This is a genomic window from Pseudomonas sp. Os17, assembly GCF_001547895.1.
In the GTDB taxonomy this organism is placed as follows: domain Bacteria; phylum Pseudomonadota; class Gammaproteobacteria; order Pseudomonadales; family Pseudomonadaceae; genus Aquipseudomonas.
This window is the reverse complement of sequence record NZ_AP014627.1, coordinates 6307514-6323152: the sequence shown is the minus strand read 5'-3', so window position 1 is coordinate 6323152 and position 15639 is coordinate 6307514. Positions and strand designations below refer to the sequence as shown.

The 15639-nt window shown below is 64.7% G+C and carries 12 protein-coding genes; 8 read left to right on the top strand and 4 right to left on the bottom strand.

Translation table 11 applies throughout. From position 1 onward, the window contains the following. Nucleotides 1–45: 45 nt before the first annotated feature. A complete protein-coding gene (gbcA, locus tag POS17_RS28040; RefSeq protein ID WP_060841446.1) occupies nucleotides 46–1341 on the bottom strand; it encodes a glycine-betaine demethylase subunit GbcA in 1296 nt (431 codons plus the stop codon). A 290-nt stretch (nucleotides 1342–1631) separates the two neighbouring features. Here gbcA and gbcB point away from each other — a divergent pair, with 290 nt between their 5' ends. Beyond that, the gene (gene gbcB / locus POS17_RS28035; RefSeq protein WP_060841445.1) at nucleotides 1632–2732 is read left to right on the top strand and encodes a glycine-betaine demethylase subunit GbcB; all 1101 of its coding nucleotides are present in this window, start codon (nucleotides 1632–1634) and stop codon (nucleotides 2730–2732) included. A gap of 56 nt (nucleotides 2733–2788) precedes the next feature. Here the strand turns inward: gbcB and POS17_RS28030 are convergent, their stop codons facing one another. The 3 genes from POS17_RS28030 to POS17_RS28020 all read right to left on the bottom strand — a co-directional run bounded on the left by POS17_RS28030 (nucleotide 2789) and on the right by POS17_RS28020 (nucleotide 6660). Beyond that, entirely contained in the window at nucleotides 2789–3613 is an 825-nt protein-coding gene (locus POS17_RS28030) for a nitrilase-related carbon-nitrogen hydrolase (RefSeq protein ID WP_060841444.1), read from the bottom strand. Then, nucleotides 3610–5055, bottom strand: coding sequence for a purine-cytosine permease family protein (locus POS17_RS28025; RefSeq protein ID WP_060841443.1), 1446 nt, complete (start codon nucleotides 5053–5055; stop codon nucleotides 3610–3612). The genes POS17_RS28030 and POS17_RS28025 overlap by 4 nt, the downstream gene beginning before the upstream one ends. A 564-nt stretch (nucleotides 5056–5619) precedes the next feature. Next, nucleotides 5620–6660, bottom strand: coding sequence for a threonine aldolase family protein (locus tag POS17_RS28020; protein WP_060841442.1), 1041 nt, complete (start codon nucleotides 6658–6660; stop codon nucleotides 5620–5622). A gap of 100 nt (nucleotides 6661–6760) precedes the next feature. On the opposite strand from POS17_RS28020, the gene POS17_RS28015 reads away from it, so the two are divergent. The 7 genes from POS17_RS28015 to purU all read left to right on the top strand — a co-directional run bounded on the left by POS17_RS28015 (nucleotide 6761) and on the right by purU (nucleotide 15532). After that, nucleotides 6761–7501 (top strand): TraX family protein, encoded by a 741-nt coding sequence (locus tag POS17_RS28015; RefSeq protein WP_060841441.1) that lies wholly within the window; start codon nucleotides 6761–6763, stop codon nucleotides 7499–7501. Between the two features lie 393 nt (nucleotides 7502–7894). Then, a complete protein-coding gene (locus tag POS17_RS28010) occupies nucleotides 7895–9148 on the top strand; it encodes a serine hydroxymethyltransferase (RefSeq protein WP_060841440.1) in 1254 nt (417 codons plus the stop codon). A gap of 23 nt (nucleotides 9149–9171) precedes the next feature. Continuing rightward, the gene (locus POS17_RS28005) at nucleotides 9172–10422 is read left to right on the top strand and encodes a sarcosine oxidase subunit beta family protein (RefSeq protein ID WP_060841439.1); all 1251 of its coding nucleotides are present in this window, start codon (nucleotides 9172–9174) and stop codon (nucleotides 10420–10422) included. A gap of 14 nt (nucleotides 10423–10436) precedes the next feature. Next, complete coding sequence (locus POS17_RS28000) at nucleotides 10437–10739, top strand: sarcosine oxidase subunit delta (protein WP_011063902.1); 303 nt, start codon at nucleotides 10437–10439, stop codon at nucleotides 10737–10739. Further along, nucleotides 10736–13753, top strand: coding sequence for a sarcosine oxidase subunit alpha (locus tag POS17_RS27995; protein ID WP_060841438.1), 3018 nt, complete (start codon nucleotides 10736–10738; stop codon nucleotides 13751–13753). The genes POS17_RS28000 and POS17_RS27995 overlap by 4 nt, the downstream gene beginning before the upstream one ends. 133 nt (nucleotides 13754–13886) lie before the next feature. Further along, the gene (locus POS17_RS27990; protein ID WP_016964293.1) at nucleotides 13887–14519 is read left to right on the top strand and encodes a sarcosine oxidase subunit gamma; all 633 of its coding nucleotides are present in this window, start codon (nucleotides 13887–13889) and stop codon (nucleotides 14517–14519) included. Between the two features lie 155 nt (nucleotides 14520–14674). Continuing rightward, the gene (gene purU / locus POS17_RS27985; RefSeq protein ID WP_060841437.1) at nucleotides 14675–15532 is read left to right on the top strand and encodes a formyltetrahydrofolate deformylase; all 858 of its coding nucleotides are present in this window, start codon (nucleotides 14675–14677) and stop codon (nucleotides 15530–15532) included. Nucleotides 15533–15639: the final 107 nt, after the last annotated feature.

Here is a 15639-nt window from a genome sequence, read left to right as displayed (position 1 = left end):
GGCAGCGGCTACACCAACCCTGTAGCCGCTGCCGAGCCTGGGGGGTCAGCCGGTGACCGGCACGCCCTTGAGGTAGGGCGCCGGTTCCGCGCCGAGGTTGCTCAGCATGCGCTCGCTGTACCAGTCGACGAAGTTGACCACGCCGAACTCGTAGGTCTTGGAGTACGGGCCCGGCTGGTAGGCGGTGGAGTTGATGCCGCGCTGGTTTTCTTCCGCCAGGCGCCGGTCCTGGTCGTTGGTGGCGTCCCACACCTGGCGCATGCGCTCGACGTCGTAATCGACACCTTCCACGGCATCCTTGTGCACCAGCCACTTGGTGGTGACCACGGTTTCCTGGGCGCTGATCGGCCACACGGTGAACACGATGATGTGGTCGCCCATGCAGTGGTTCCACGAATGCGGCAGGTGCAGGATGCGCATCGAGCCCAGGTCCGGGTTCTTGATCCGCCCCATCAGCTTGGCGCAGCCCTGCTTGCCGTCCATGGTCATGGACACGGTGCCCTTGAGCAGCGGCATGCGCACGATACGGTTGCGCAGGCCGAAGCTGGCGTGGGCGTAAGGGATCTTCTCGGCTTCCCAGGCGGCGGCGGAGGCGGCCACGTGGTCCTTGAACGCCTGGTCGGCCCGCGGGTCGGTGACGTCGTCCCATTCCAGCAGGGTTTTCAGCAATTCGGGGTGCGAGCCGCCGCAGTGGTAGCACTCGCGGTTGTTCTCCAGCACCAGCTTCCAGTTGGCCTTTTCATGCAAGGTGGTCTGCACCGCCACCTTGGTGTTCTCCATGTCGTAGGGCTCCATGTAATGGGCCAGGGTCGCCAGGAAGTCGTCGATGGCCGGCGGGTTCTCGGCCAGGGAAATGAAGATGTAGCCGCCGGCGGTCTTCACGTTCACCGGTTTCAGGCCGTACTGCTTCATGTCGAAGTCGGCGCCCATCTCGGTGCCGGCGAACAGCAGGCGACCGTCCAGTTCGTAGGTCCACTGGTGGTAGTGGCAGACCAGCTTGGCGACCTTGCCCTTGTCGCTGGTGCACAGCCGCGAACCGCGGTGGCGGCAGACGTTGTGGAAGGCGTGGACCACGCCGTCGGCGCCGCGGATGACGATGATCGGGTTCTTGCCGATCTGCAGGGTGATGTAGTTGCCCTTGGTGGGGATCTCGCAGGTCATGCCGGCGATCAGCCATTCCTTCTGGAAGATCTCCTGCATGTCGATATCGAACAGCCTTTCATCGCAGTAGAAGGGCTGCGGCAGGGAGAAGGTCCGCTCGCGCTCCTGCAGCATCTGTGCAGTGGCCTTGCGTGCAGGTTCCAGTGGATCGCCCAAGCTCAGGGTTGCGGTGACGTCCATCGTTCAAGTCCTCATGGCCGTTCTGTGCGGCCGGCGAATTAAATAGTGGCTACGGTGGGTGCTACGCAAGTCACGAAAAATCGGTTGTCGTGTTTGAGGCGAGTGTGGGTCCGCGGGCGCCTTGAACCTTATCCATGGGCGACATGGCCCAATCTGTTCCCGACGCGCCAGCCCCGGCAGCTGGGGGCTGGTCGCGATAAGCATGTGAATGTCGCAGATAGGTAAATGGGCGCGAGAAGCCTTACGCAGAATCGCTGACAAGACGCCGACAGTCGGCCGTGGAGAACAGCATGTCCAACACCTTCCTCAACCCGGTAACCACCCAGACCTGGGCCAATGGCCGTCACATCGTCCGTTGCGTCAAAGTCATCCAGGAAACCTGGGACGTGCGGACCTTCTGCTTCATGGCCGACCAGCCGATCATGTTCTTCTTCAAGCCCGGGCAGTTCGTCACCCTGGAGCTGGAGATCGAAGGCCAGCCGGTGATGCGCTCCTACACCATTTCCAGCTCGCCGTCGGTGCCCTACAGCTTTTCGGTGACCATCAAGCGCGTGCCGGGGGGCAAGGTCTCCAACTGGCTGCACGACACCCTGCATGAAGGCCAGGAGCTGGCGGTGCACGGGCCAGTGGGGCTGTTCAACGCCATCGACTTCCCCAGCCCGAAAGTGCTTTACCTCAGCGGCGGCGTCGGCATCACCCCGGTGATGTCCATGGCGCGCTGGTTCTACGACACCAACGGCAACGTCGACATGGTGTTCATCCACAGCGCCCGCTCACCCAAGGACATCATTTACCACCGCGAGCTGGAGCACATGGCCTCGCGGATCGACAACTTCAGCCTGCACCTGATCTGCGAGAAACACGGCCTGGGCGAGCCCTGGGCCGGCTATCGCGGCTACCTGAACCACAAGATGCTGGAGCTGATGGCCCCGGACTTCCTGGAGCGGGAAGTGTTCTGCTGCGGGCCGACGCCCTACATGAATGCGGTCAAGCGCCTGCTGGAAGCTGCCGGTTTCGACATGGCGCGCTACCACGAGGAATCCTTCGGCGCGACCCCGCCCGAAGCCCGGGCCGACGCCGTGGAACACGCCGAACAGGCGGCCGAGGCGCCGGAGCCGGATCTGGCCGATCTGCATCAGGTGGAGTTCACCGCCTCCGGCAAGAGCATCCGCGTGGCCCCGGGGGAAACCGTGCATGCCGCTGCGGCCAAGCTCGGCCTGATGATCCCCAAGGCCTGCGGCATGGGCATCTGCGGCACCTGCAAGGTGCTCAAGCTGGGCGGCGAAGTGGTGATGGAGCACAACGGCGGGATCACCGAGGAAGACGAAGCCGAAGGCTACATCCTGTCCTGCTGCAGCGTGCCCAAGGGCGACGTGCGAGTGGAATACTGATCCCGCTCTGGTGGTGAGTGAGCAAGCCGCTCACTCACCCCACGCGGGCCTTGCGCTCAATACAGCGCCGGGCGCCGATCCAGGTGCACATGGTTATGTTCGCTGATGGACTTGTGCCAGGCCTGGGCCAGGTCCAGCTCCGCCAGCAGCAACTGCTCGGCACTGTGCCGATCCTTGCCCGCCAGCGGATAGCCGTCGGCATCGACAATGGTCGAGCCACCCACCCAGTCAACGTCGCGCTCCTGGCCACAGCGATCGCAAGCGGCAACGAACATCCGATTGACCGCCGCGTTGGCCTGTACCCGGATCATCTCCGCCGGGCGTTCGCTGGCCGGGCGCGGGCCGTCCGGCCAGTTCACCGGTGCACATAAAAGTGCCGCCCCGGCCAGGGCCGGCAGGCGCACCCATTCGGGAAACTCCAGGTCATAGCAGATCATCATGGCGATCGGCCCGAAGCGGGTGGGCACCACCGGTGGCGGTTCGTCGCCGGGGGTGAAGATCAGGTTTTCCTGATCCCACAGGTGGGCCTTGCGATACACCGTCAGCGTTCCTTCGGGCTCGATCAGCGCCGCGCTGTTGGCCACCCGTTCCTCATCCAGGCGCTCGCAGAAGCCGCCGACGATCACCACCTGCAGCTCTTCGGCCAGGGTTTTCCACAGGCTCAGGGTCGGTCCGTCGAGGGTTTCCGAGAGTGCCAGCGCTTCTTTCCGGTCGCGGAACACATAGCCGCTCTGCACCAGTTCCGGCAGCACCACCACCTGGGCGCCACGGGCAGCGGCCTGGCGGATGGCCTCGGTGCTGAGGGTGCGGTTGTAGTTCAGATCGCCGATCCGTGGTGCCAGTTGCTGGCAGGCCACTTTCACAGAGCCCTGAGGAATCATTGCGCGCCTCCTTCCAGTTGCTGTTCGCTGGCCTGGATGGCCAGGCGTTCGGCTTCCAGGTCCAGGTTACGGGTCAGGCCCCAGTAGACCAGCCCGGCCACCGCCAGGCCAATCACGAAGGCAATGTCGGCGCCGCCCAGGGCCTGGGACAGCGGCCCCTGATAGAAGCTCAGGGACATGAACGGCACCATCGCCAGCAAGCCGAGGAAGTAGGCCAGCAACCCGGCGCTGGACCAGCGGCCATAGATGCCGGCGGGATTGAAGATGTGGCTGATGGCGTAATGGCCTTTGCGCACCAGGTAGAAGTCCGCCAGGTTGACCGCGGTCCAGGGCACCAGGAAGTACAGCATCAGCAGGACAAAGGTGTTGAAGCTGCCCAGGTAGCTTTCGGGAATGTTCATGGCGATCAGGAAGATCACCACCGCCACCAGCAGGATGCCGGTCACCCGGCTCTTGAGGTTGGGCTTGATCGACTTGAAACCGTCAATGGCGCTGATGCCGGTGAGCATGGCGCCGTAGCAGTTGACCGCCATGATGCCCACCAGCGCCGGCACCGCGATCAGCACGGTGAAGGTGCCAAAGCCGGGAATCAGGGTGTTGCCCACTTCGCGCACGCTGGCGATGGCGTCCGGCGAGGGCAGGGCGGACGCCAGGAAGGCCCCCAGGGACATCAGCCACAGGGCCGAGCCGGCGGCGCCCAGGTAGGTCCAGAAAATCACCTGGCGCGACGGCGTCTGGTGCGGCAGGTAGCGCGAATAGTCGGAGACGTACACCGAGTAGCTGATCTGGTAGCCGGCGGCAGCCGACAGCTGGATCAGGAACGCCGACCAGGAAAAATGCGCATCGGCCACGGCGGAGTCGGCCTGCAGGGTCAGCAGGGCGCTGACGGTGAGCACCGCGAACACGCTGATCATCACGTAGGTCAGCCAGCGCTGCACGGTATGCAGCAGGTCATGGCCGACCACCGCGATCAGCACCGCCACGGCGATCATCAGGCTGTACCAGGGCGCCCGGGCCCCAGGAATCACCGTGTTGATGGCGTCGGTGGCGAGGATCACGTTGAACACGTTGAAGCCGATGTAGACGAACACCACCGCGGTGAACGGCACGATGGCGCCCCGCAGGCCGAACTGCGCGCGGGACTGGATCATCTGCGGCAGGCCCATGCGCGGGCCCTGGTTGGCGTGGAAGGCCATGCAGAAGGTGCCCAGGCACACACCGATGACGATCGCCAGAATGGCATAGGGCAGGGCCAGGCCCAGGGCCGCGCCGGTGAAGCCGGTGACCATGGTGGTGAGCACGAAGTTGCCGGTGAACCAGAACGGTCCCTGGTGCCAGACCTTGCCGTGGCGCTCGTTGCGCGGCACGTAGTCGATGGAACGGGTTTCGATCGCAAGGCCGGGAGACTGGGCCTTTTCGGTGACGCAAGACTGAGTCGTCATGGGTGGAGCCTTTGTTTTTATAGGTCGACCCCGGAGTCTCGGACAAAGGTGGCGGATGTTGAATCAGCAGGGGCAAATAATCAGTTCAGGAATTTGTGAACTGATGCTTTCGCTGGCCAGCCAGTTCCCATGGAGGAGGGCGTGTCGTTGCAGGAGCCGGCTTGCCGGCGAAGGCGCCCGTGAGATCGGCGTCTGGCTTGCGGGCCTGTTCGCTGGCCAGCCAGCTCCTACGGGCGGGAGGTGCTCTAGCTATTGTAGGAGCCGGCTTGCCGGCGAAGGCGCCCGTGAGATCGGCGCCCGGCTTGGGGGCCTCTTCGCTGGCCAGCCAGCTCCTACGGGGCGAGAGGTGCGCGGGCAATTGTAGGAGCCGGCTTGCCGGCGAAGGCGCCCGTGAGATCGGCGCCCGGGGTGCGGGCCTCTTCGCTGGCCAGCCAGCTCCTACGGGGCGAGAGGTGCGCGGGCTATTGTAGGAGCCGGCTTGCCGGCGAAGGCGCCTGTGAGAGCGGCGCCCGGGTTGCGGGCCTGTTCGCTGGCCAGCCAGCTCCTACATGCGGAGGGGATGGGTCAGGCGCTCATCACGGTGCGGATGTCCGCTGCCAATTCGCGCACGCGCTCTTCTTCGGTGTCCCAGGAGCACATGAAGCGCGCGCCGCCCTTGCCGATGAAGGTATAGAAGCGCCAGCCCCTGGCGGTCAGGGCGGCAATCGCCGGTTCCGAGAGTTGCAGGAACACGCCGTTGGCCTGCACCGGGAACATCAGCTCCACGCCAGGGATGTCGGCCACTAGCTGGGCCAGCAACTGTGCGCAGTGGTTGGCGTGGCGGGCGTGCTTGAGCCAGGCGTCGTTTTCCAGCAGGCCGACCCAGGGCGCCGAGAGAAAGCGCATTTTCGAGGCCAGCTGGCCGGCCTGTTTGCAGCGGTAGTCGAAGTCTTCCGCCAGCTTGTGGTTGAAGAACAGGATCGCTTCCCCCACCGCCATGCCGTTTTTCGTGCCGCCAAAGCACAACACGTCGACGCCGGCCTTCCAGGTCAGCTCCGCCGGGGTGCAGCCGAGGAAGGCGCAGGCGTTGGAGAAGCGCGCGCCGTCCATGTGCAGGTTCAGCCCCAGTTCCTTGCAGGTGGCGCTGATGGCGCGGACTTCTTCCGGGGTGTAGACGCTGCCCACTTCGGTGGCCTGGGTCAGGGTCACCACCCGCGGCTTGGGATAGTGGATGTCCTGGCGCTTGAGGGCGATCTCGCGGATCGATTCCGGGGTCAGCTTGCCGTTCTGGGTGCCGGCGATCAGCAGCTTGGAACCGTTGGAGAAGAACTCCGGGGCGCCGCATTCGTCGGTTTCGACGTGGGCGGTTTCCGAGCAGATCACGCTGTGATAACTCTGGCACAGCGACGACAGGGCCAGGGAGTTGGCGGCGGTGCCGTTGAAGGCGAAGAACACTTCGCAGTCGGTTTCGAACAGTTTGCGGAAATGATCCGAGGCGCGAGCGGTCCACTGATCGTCGCCGTAAGCGCGCTCGTGGCCGTGGTTGGCCTGCTCCATGGCGGCCCAGGCTTCGGGGCAGATGCCGGAGTAGTTGTCGCTGGCGAATTGTTGGCTCTTGTCGGTCATGGCCGGCTCCGTGGTCGATGATGGTGCGCACTTTACCCAAGATTAATGGCTCAGCACACGCTCTGTTTATGCAGGAATAATGCAGGGCCCATAAGGATTTATGCGTGATGCGATGCTGAAAACCGACAACAGCCAGCGCGATGGGGCGCTGGATGCACTGAAGTGGCTGGCGCTGCTGAGCATGGTGCTGGATCACCTGCGGTATGTGGGCCTGAGCCTGGACTGGCTGTATGTGCCGGGGCGGCTGGCGTTTCCCTGGTTCTGTCTGGCCATGGCGGTGAATCTGACGCGCCTGAGCGAGCGTGCCGGACGCCCGACCGGGCAATGGCGCTACCTGGGCTGGCTGCTGCTGTTCAGCGCGCTGAGTGAGATTCCCTATCGCCTGTTCGTGCCTGATCCCGACACCTTGAATGTGCTGCCGACCCTGGCCCTGGGCTTGCTGGTGGCCCGGGGCTGGCAGCAGCGTCGGGGACTGGCCTTGGCGCTTGGCCTGGCGGCCCTGTTGCTGGCGCTGGGTTTGTCCCGCTGGCTGATGTTTGGTGCCTTCGGGGTGTTGCTGCCGCTGGCCCTGCTGCTGGTGCTGCGCCGACCCTGGTATTTCAGCCTGTTGCCCGGGGCCTTGTGCCTGGCGGCCAACCAATGGGAAACCTTGTTCCCGGCGGCGCGCCTGGGCAATCCGGTGGCGACCTGCGGTATTGCCGTTTGTCTGCTGGCGCCGTGGCTGGGAGTGATGCTGCTGCGAGTGTTGCGCGGTTGTACGGTGCCGGCCATGCGGCGCTGGGCCTACCTGCTGTACCCGGCGCACTTTCTCCTGCTGCTGGCCCTGCGCCAACTCCTGTAGCCGCTGCCGCAGGCTGCGAACGGCTTGGGCGGCATTGCGACGCAGCAGACGCGGCGATCTTGAGGGCGTAGAGGTGTGGCTGGAGATCGCCAGGCAAGGTCCTGCGGACCTTTGCGCAGCTTCGCAGGCTCAGCAGCGGCTACAGGGGCGGGCGCCTTTCGCCTGCGGCCCGGACCTGTGCTGCGCCGCAAGGTGTCGATCCAGAGCCTTCGCCCGGCTGTGGCCCGAGGCATTTATCTCCGTGCGCCAAGGCATGTCGTAAACGCACCTTTGCGTGGCGTCCATAGGCATTTGAGTTCCCCTTGCCGGTCATACCATCGCATCCAAAGGGCGCAGCTTTAAGGCTGGCCTCACCGAGACGAAAGGCGCAGCGCCGCCGCTGGGAGAGACGTGATGTTCAGCAAGCAAGACCAGATCCAGGGTTACGACGATGCACTGCTGGCGGCGATCAATGCCGAGGAACAACGCCAGGAAGATCACATCGAGCTGATCGCGTCGGAGAACTACACCAGCAAGCGGGTGATGCAGGCGCAAGGCAGCGGGCTGACCAACAAGTACGCCGAAGGCTATCCGGGCAAGCGCTACTACGGTGGCTGCGAGCATGTGGACAAGGTCGAGGCCCTGGCCATCGAGCGTGCCAAGCAGCTGTTCGGCGCCGATTACGCCAACGTCCAGCCGCACTCCGGCTCTTCCGCCAACAGCGCGGTGTACCTGGCCCTGCTGCAGGCCGGCGACACCATTCTCGGCATGAGCCTGGCCCATGGCGGTCACTTGACCCACGGCGCCAAGGTGTCGTCTTCGGGCAAGCTGTACAACGCCGTGCAGTACGGCATCGATACCCGCACCGGGCTGATCGACTACGACGAAGTCGAGCGTCTGGCCGTGGAACATAAGCCGAAGATGATCGTCGCTGGCTTCTCGGCCTACTCCAAGACCCTGGACTTCCCGCGTTTCCGGCAGATCGCCGACAAGGTCGGGGCGCTGCTGTTCGTCGACATGGCCCACGTCGCCGGGCTGGTGGCCGCCGGTCTGTATCCCAACCCGCTGCCCTATGCCGACGTGGTCACCACCACCACCCACAAGACCCTGCGCGGTCCCCGTGGCGGCCTGATCCTGGTCAAGGCCAACGAAGAGATCGAGAAGAAGCTCAACGCTGCGGTGTTCCCGGGTGCCCAGGGCGGTCCGTTGATGCACGTGATCGCCGCCAAGGCGGTGTGCTTCAAGGAAGCGCTGGAGCCCGGGTTCAAGGTCTACCAGCAACAGGTGATCGACAACGCCCAGGCCATGGCCGGCGTATTTATCAAACGCGGCTACGATGTAGTGTCCGGTGGCACCGACAACCATCTGTTCCTGGTCAGCCTGATCCGTCAGGGCCTGACCGGCAAGGATGCCGACGCCGCCCTGGGCCGCGCCCACATCACCGTGAACAAGAACGCCGTGCCCAACGACCCGCAGTCGCCGTTTGTCACCTCCGGCCTGCGCATCGGCACCCCGGCGGTCACCACCCGCGGATTCAAGGTCACCCAGTGCACCGAGCTGGCGGGCTGGATCTGCGACATCCTCGACCATCTCGGCGATGCCGACGTCGAGGCCAATGTCGCGCGCCAGGTGGCAGCCCTGTGCGCTGATTTCCCGGTTTACCGCTGAGAGCCGCAACTGGAGCAATGACTATGCAACGCTATTCGGGCTTCGGCCTCTTCAAGCACTCTCTCAGCCACCATGAAAACTGGCAGCGCATGTGGCGCACGCCGACCCCGAAGAAGGTCTATGACGTGGTCATCGTCGGTGGTGGCGGGCATGGCCTGGCCACGGCCTACTACCTGGCCAAGGAACACGGCATCACCAACGTCGCGGTGGTGGAAAAAGGCTGGCTGGGCGGCGGCAACACCGCGCGCAACACCACCATCGTGCGTTCCAACTACCTGTGGGACGAGTCGGCGCAGCTCTACGAGCACGCCATGAAGCTGTGGGAAGGCCTGTCCCAGGACCTCAATTACAACGTCATGTTCTCCCAGCGCGGGGTCTACAACCTGTGCCACACCCTGCAGGACATCCGTGATTCCGAGCGTCGGGTCAGCGCCAACCGCCTCAACGGCATCGATGGCGAGCTGCTCAACACCCAGCAGGTGGCGGACGAGATCCCCTACCTGGATTGCTCGAAAAACACCCGTTATCCGATCCTTGGCGCCACAGTCCAGCGCCGTGGCGGCGTGGCCCGTCACGACGCCGTGGCCTGGGGCTTTGCCCGGGCTGCCGACGCCCTGGGCGTGGACCTGATCCAGCAGACCGAAGTCATCGGTTTTCGCAAGGAAAACGGCGTGTGCATCGGCGTCGAGACCAACAAGGGCTTTATCGGCGCCAAGCGCGTCGGTGTGGTCACCGCCGGTAACTCCGGGCACATGGCCAAGCTCGCGGGCTTCCGCCTGCCGATCGAATCCCACCCGCTGCAAGCCCTGGTGTCGGAGCCGATCAAACCGATCATCGACAGCGTGATCATGTCCAACGCGGTGCACGGCTACATCAGCCAGTCGGACAAGGGCGACCTGGTGATCGGCGCCGGTATCGACGGCTGGGTCGGCTACGGCCAGCGCGGCTCCTACCCGGTGATCGAGCACACCATCCAGGCCATCGTCGAGATGTTCCCGATCCTTTCCCGAGTGCGCATGAACCGCCAGTGGGGCGGCATCGTCGACACCAGCCCGGACGCCTGCCCGATCATTTCCAAGACCCCGGTGCCGAACATGTTCTTCAACTGCGGTTGGGGCACCGGCGGCTTCAAGGCCACCCCGGGCTCGGGCAACGTGTTTGCCGCAAGCCTGGCCAAGGGCGAAATGCATCCATTGGCCGCCCCTTTCTCCATCGACCGTTTCCACAACGGTGCGCTGATCGACGAACACGGCGCTGCTGCGGTCGCCCACTAAAAGGACAACTCCCTATGTTGCATATCTTCTGTCCTCACTGCGGCGAGCTGCGCTCCGAAGAGGAATTCCATTCGTCCGGCCAGGCCCACATTCCCCGGCCCCTGGACCCCAACGCCTGCACCGACGAGGAGTGGGGCGACTACATGTTCTTCCGCGACAACCCCCGCGGCCTGCACCACGAGTTGTGGATTCACGCCGCCGGTTGCCGCCAGTACTTCAACGCCACCCGCGACACCGTGACCTACGAAATTCTTGAAACCTACAAGATAGGCACCAAACCGCAGTTCACCGCCAAGGCTGCTGGAGAGAAGGTATGAGCCAGACCAATCGCCTGTCCAACGGCGGACGCATCGACCGCAACAAAGTCATCACCTTCACCTTCAACGGCCAGAGCTACAAAGGCTTTGAAGGCGACACCCTGGCCTCGGCCCTGCTGGCCAACGGCGTGGACATCATCGGTCGCAGCTTCAAGTACTCCCGGCCTCGGGGCATCTTCGCCGCGGGCTGCGAAGAGCCCAACGCCGTGCTGCAGATCGGCGCCACCGAAGCCACCCAGATCCCCAACGTGCGCGCCACCCAACAGGCGCTGTACCAGGGCCTGGTGGCCACCAGCACCAACGGTTGGCCCAGCGTCAACAACGACATGATGGGGATTCTCGGCAAGGTCGGCGGCAAGCTGATGCCGCCGGGCTTCTACTACAAAACCTTCATGTACCCGCAATCGTTCTGGATGACCTACGAGAAGTACATCCGCAAGGCGGCGGGCCTCGGTCGCTCGCCCACCGAGAACGATCCGGACACCTACGACAACATGAACCAGCACTGCGACGTGCTGATCGTCGGCGCCGGCCCGGCCGGCCTCGCCGCCGCCCTGGCCGCTGCCCGCAGCGGCGCCCGGGTGATCCTCGCCGATGAGCAGGAAGAGTTCGGCGGCAGCCTGCTGGACAGTCGCGAAAGCCTGGACGGCAAGCCGGCGGCGGAGTGGGTGGCCAGTGTGGTCGCCGAGCTCAAGTCGCTGCCGGACGTGTTGCTGCTGCCACGGGCCACGGTCAACGGCTACCACGACCATAACTTCCTGACCATCCACGAGCGCCTCACCGATCACCTCGGCGACCGCGCGCCGATCGGCCAGGTGCGCCAGCGTATCCACCGGGTCCGCGCCAAGCGCGTGGTGCTGGCCACCGGCGCCCATGAGCGGCCGCTGGTCTACGGCAACAACGACGTGCCGGGCAACATGCTGGCCGGCGCGGTGTCCACCTACGTGCGTCGCTACGGCGTGGCCCCGGGCAAGAAACTGGTGCTGTCCACCAACAACGACCACGCCTACCGCGTGGCCCTGGACTGGCTCGACGCCAGCCTGCAAGTGGTGGCCATCGCCGATGCGCGGCACAACCCCCGCGGCGCCCTGGTGGAAGAAGCCCGGGCCAAGGGCATCCGCATCCTCACTTCCAGTGCGGTGATCGAGGCTCGTGGCAGCAAGCACGTGACCGGCGCGCGCGTAGCAGCCATCGACGTCAAGGCGCACAAGGTCACCAGCCCCGGCGAATGGCTCGACTGCGACCTGATCGCCAGTTCCGGCGGCTACAGCCCGGTGGTGCACCTGGCCTCGCACCTGGGCGGCAAGCCGGTGTGGCGCGAAGACATCCTCGGTTTCGTGCCCGGTGAAGCACCGCAGAAGCGCGTGTGCGTCGGAGGCATCAACGGCGTCTACAGCCTCGGCGACACCCTGGCCGACGGTTTCGAAGGCGGTGTGCGCGCCGCCAGCGAAGCCGGGTTCCAGAGCGTCGAGGGCGTGTTGCCCAAAGCCCTGGCCCGCCTGGAAGAACCGACCCTGGCGCTGTTCCAGGTGCCCCATGAAAAAGGCACCGCTCGCGCGCCCAAGCAATTCGTCGACCTGCAGAACGACGTCACCGCCGCCGCCATCGAACTGGCGACCCGCGAGGGCTTCGAGTCGGTGGAGCACGTCAAGCGCTACACCGCCCTGGGCTTCGGCACCGATCAGGGCAAGCTGGGCAACGTCAACGGTCTGGCCATCGCCGCTCGTTCGCTGAACGTCAGCATTCCGCAGATGGGCACCACCATGTTCCGCCCGAACTACACGCCGATCACCTTCGGCGCCGTGGCTGGGCGTCACTGCGGGCACATCTTCGAGCCGGTACGCTTCACCGCGCTGCACGCCTGGCACGTGAAGAACGGCGCCGAGTTCGAGGACGTCGGTCAGTGGAAGCGCCCTTGGTACTTCCCGAAAAACGGCGAAGACCTGCATGCCGCGGTCAAGCGTGAATGCCTGGCGGTGCGCGACAGCGTCGGCCTGCTGGACGCCTCGACCCTGGGCAAGATCGACATCCAGGGCCCGGACGCCCGGGAGTTCCTCAACCGCATCTACACCAACGCCTGGACCAAGCTCGACGTGGGCAAGGCCCGCTACGGCCTGATGTGCAAGGAAGACGGCATGGTCTTCGACGACGGCGTGACCGCCTGTCTGGCCGACAACCACTTCCTGATGACCACCACCACCGGCGGCGCGGCGCGCGTGCTGCAGTGGCTGGAGATCTACCAGCAGACCGAATGGCCGGATCTCAAGGTGTACTTCACCTCGGTCACCGACCACTGGGCCACCATGACCCTGTCGGGCCCCAACAGCCGCAAGCTGCTGAGCGAAGTCACCGACATCGACCTGGACAAGGACGGCTTCCCGTTCATGACTTGGAAGGAAGGCCTGGTGGGCGGCGTGCCGGCGCGGGTGTTCCGTATCTCGTTCACCGGCGAGCTGTCCTACGAGGTCAACGTCCAGGCCGACTACGCCATGGGCGTGCTGGAGCAGATCGTCGAGGCTGGCAAGAAGTACAACCTGACCCCCTACGGCACCGAAACCATGCACGTGCTGCGGGCCGAGAAGGGTTTCATCATCGTTGGCCAGGACACCGACGGCTCGATGACCCCGGACGACCTGAACATGGGTTGGTGCGTGGGCCGGACCAAGCCGTTCTCGTGGATCGGCTGGCGCGGGATGAACCGTGAAGACTGCGTGCGCGAGGAGCGCAAGCAACTGGTGGGCCTCAAGCCGATCGACCCGACCCAGTGGCTGCCGGAAGGCGCGCAACTGGTGTTCAACCCCAAGCAGGCGATCCCGATGAGCATGGTCGGTCACGTGACCTCCAGCTATGCCCACAACTCCCTGGGTTATTCCTTTGCCCTGGGCGTGGTCAAGGGCGGCCTCAAGCGCCTGGGCGAGCGGGTCTTCGCGCCCCTGGCCGATGGCCGGGTGATCGAGGCGGAAATCGTTTCCTCGGTGTTCTTCGACCCCAAAGGCGACCGCCAGAACATCTAAGGCACAACACGCCCATGTAGGAGCTGGCTTGCCAGCGAAGGCGGCCTCAAGGCTGCCACAAGGCCCAAGGGCCTCTTCACCGGCAAGCCGGCTCCTACAGGGCGTTATCAACAGAATTCAGGACAGGTGCTCTATGACCGCAGTCAACGTTTACCAACAGCGCCCCACCACCGGGGCCAAGGCCGAGTCGCCCCTGCACCACGCCGACCTGCCGAGCCTGGTGGGCAAGGGGCGCAAGAACGCCGGTGTGATCCTGCGCGAGAAAAAACTCCTCGGTCACCTGACGATCCGTGGCGACGGCCACGACCCGGCCTTCGCCGCCGGCGTGCACAAGGCCCTGGGCATCGAATTGCCGGGCGCCCTGAGCGTGGTGGTCAAGGGCGAGAGCAGCCTGCAATGGCTGGGCCCGGATGAGTGGCTGCTGATCGTGCCCAGCGGTGAAGAATTCGCTGCCGAGCAGAACCTGCGCGCCGCCCTGGGCGACCTGCATATCCAGATCGTCAACGTCAGCGGCGGCCAGCAGATCCTCGAACTGTCCGGCCCCAACGTGCGCCAGGTGCTGATGAAGTCCACCAGCTACGACGTGCACCCCAACAACTTCCCGGTGGGCAAGGCGGTGGGCACGGTGTTCGCCAAGTCGCAACTGGTGATTCGCCGCACCGGCGAAGACACCTGGGAGCTGCTGGTACGCCGCAGCTTCTCCGATTACTGGTGGATGTGGCTGCAGGATGCCGCGGCCGAATACGGCCTTAGCGTCCAGGCCTGACCCCGCTTGGCCTGGTAGGAGCGAGCTGGCTCGCGAACTCGCGAAGGATGGATTTCCCGGAAGACCACAGCGCCCTTGGATTTTTCGCGAGCAAGCTCGCTCCTACAGAGAATCGACCGCGCTGCGGTTGCCCCAACGAACAGGAGTTACTGCCCATGAGCCGCGCCCCCGATACATGGATTCTCACCGCCGACTGCCCCAGCGTGCTCGGCACGGTGGACGCGGTGACCCGCTTTCTGTTCGAGCAGGGTTGCTACGTCACCGAGCACCACTCCTTCGATGACCGGCTCTCGGGTCGCTTCTTCATCCGCGTGGAATTTCGCCAGCCCGACGGCCTCGACGAACAGGGCTTTCGCCAGGGGCTGGCCGAGCGCGCCAAAGCCTTCGAAATGAACTTCGAGCTGACCGCGCCGCACTATCGGCCGAAGGTGGTGATCATGGTCTCCAAGGCCGATCACTGCCTCAACGACCTGCTCTATCGCCAGCGCATCGGCCAGTTGCCCATGGACGTGGTGGCGGTGGTGTCCAACCACCCGGACCTCAAGCCCCTGGCCGACTGGCACCAGATTCCCTACCACCACTTCCCCCTCGACCCCAACGACAAGCCGTCCCAGGAGCGTCAGGTGTGGCAGGTGATCGAGGAGTCCGGCGCCGAACTGGTGATCCTTGCCCGCTACATGCAAGTGCTGTCGCCGGAGCTGTGCCGCAAGCTCGATGGCAAGGCGATCAATATCCACCACTCGCTGCTGCCGGGCTTCAAGGGCGCCAAGCCTTATCACCAGGCCTACAACAAGGGCGTGAAACTGGTGGGTGCCACCGCGCACTACATCAACAACGACCTGGACGAAGGCCCGATCATCGCCCAGGGCGTGGAGGTGGTGGACCACAGTTACTACCCTGAAGACCTGATCGCCAAGGGTCGCGACATCGAGGGCCTGACCCTGGCCCGGGCAGTGGGCTACCACATCGAGCGGCGGGTGTTCTTGAACGGCAACCGCACGGTGGTGCTCTGATGATTCTTGGGGCTGCTGCGCAGCCCTTCGCGAGCAAGCTCGCTCCTACAGGCGTTGCGCCTGTTTGCGCGAAAACGATTTTGAAAACGAAACAGCATCCGTACCCG

Bases quoted from the DNA above. Each gene is read 5' to 3' on its own strand.
- gbcA (WP_060841446.1), bottom strand. From the start codon at position 1,341: ATGGACGTCACCGCAACCCTGAGCTTGGGCGATCCACTGGAACCTGCA.
- gbcB (WP_060841445.1), top strand. From the start codon at position 1,632: ATGTCCAACACCTTCCTCAACCCGGTAACCACCCAGACCTGGGCCAAT.
- POS17_RS28030 (WP_060841444.1), bottom strand. From the start codon at position 3,613: ATGATTCCTCAGGGCTCTGTGAAAGTGGCCTGCCAGCAACTGGCACCA.
- POS17_RS28025 (WP_060841443.1), bottom strand. From the start codon at position 5,055: ATGACGACTCAGTCTTGCGTCACCGAAAAGGCCCAGTCTCCCGGCCTT.
- POS17_RS28020 (WP_060841442.1), bottom strand. From the start codon at position 6,660: ATGACCGACAAGAGCCAACAATTCGCCAGCGACAACTACTCCGGCATC.
- POS17_RS28015 (WP_060841441.1), top strand. From the start codon at position 6,761: ATGCGTGATGCGATGCTGAAAACCGACAACAGCCAGCGCGATGGGGCG.
- POS17_RS28010 (WP_060841440.1), top strand. From the start codon at position 7,895: ATGTTCAGCAAGCAAGACCAGATCCAGGGTTACGACGATGCACTGCTG.
- POS17_RS28005 (WP_060841439.1), top strand. From the start codon at position 9,172: ATGCAACGCTATTCGGGCTTCGGCCTCTTCAAGCACTCTCTCAGCCAC.
- POS17_RS28000 (WP_011063902.1), top strand. From the start codon at position 10,437: ATGTTGCATATCTTCTGTCCTCACTGCGGCGAGCTGCGCTCCGAAGAG.
- POS17_RS27995 (WP_060841438.1), top strand. From the start codon at position 10,736: ATGAGCCAGACCAATCGCCTGTCCAACGGCGGACGCATCGACCGCAAC.
- POS17_RS27990 (WP_016964293.1), top strand. From the start codon at position 13,887: ATGACCGCAGTCAACGTTTACCAACAGCGCCCCACCACCGGGGCCAAG.
- purU (WP_060841437.1), top strand. From the start codon at position 14,675: ATGAGCCGCGCCCCCGATACATGGATTCTCACCGCCGACTGCCCCAGC.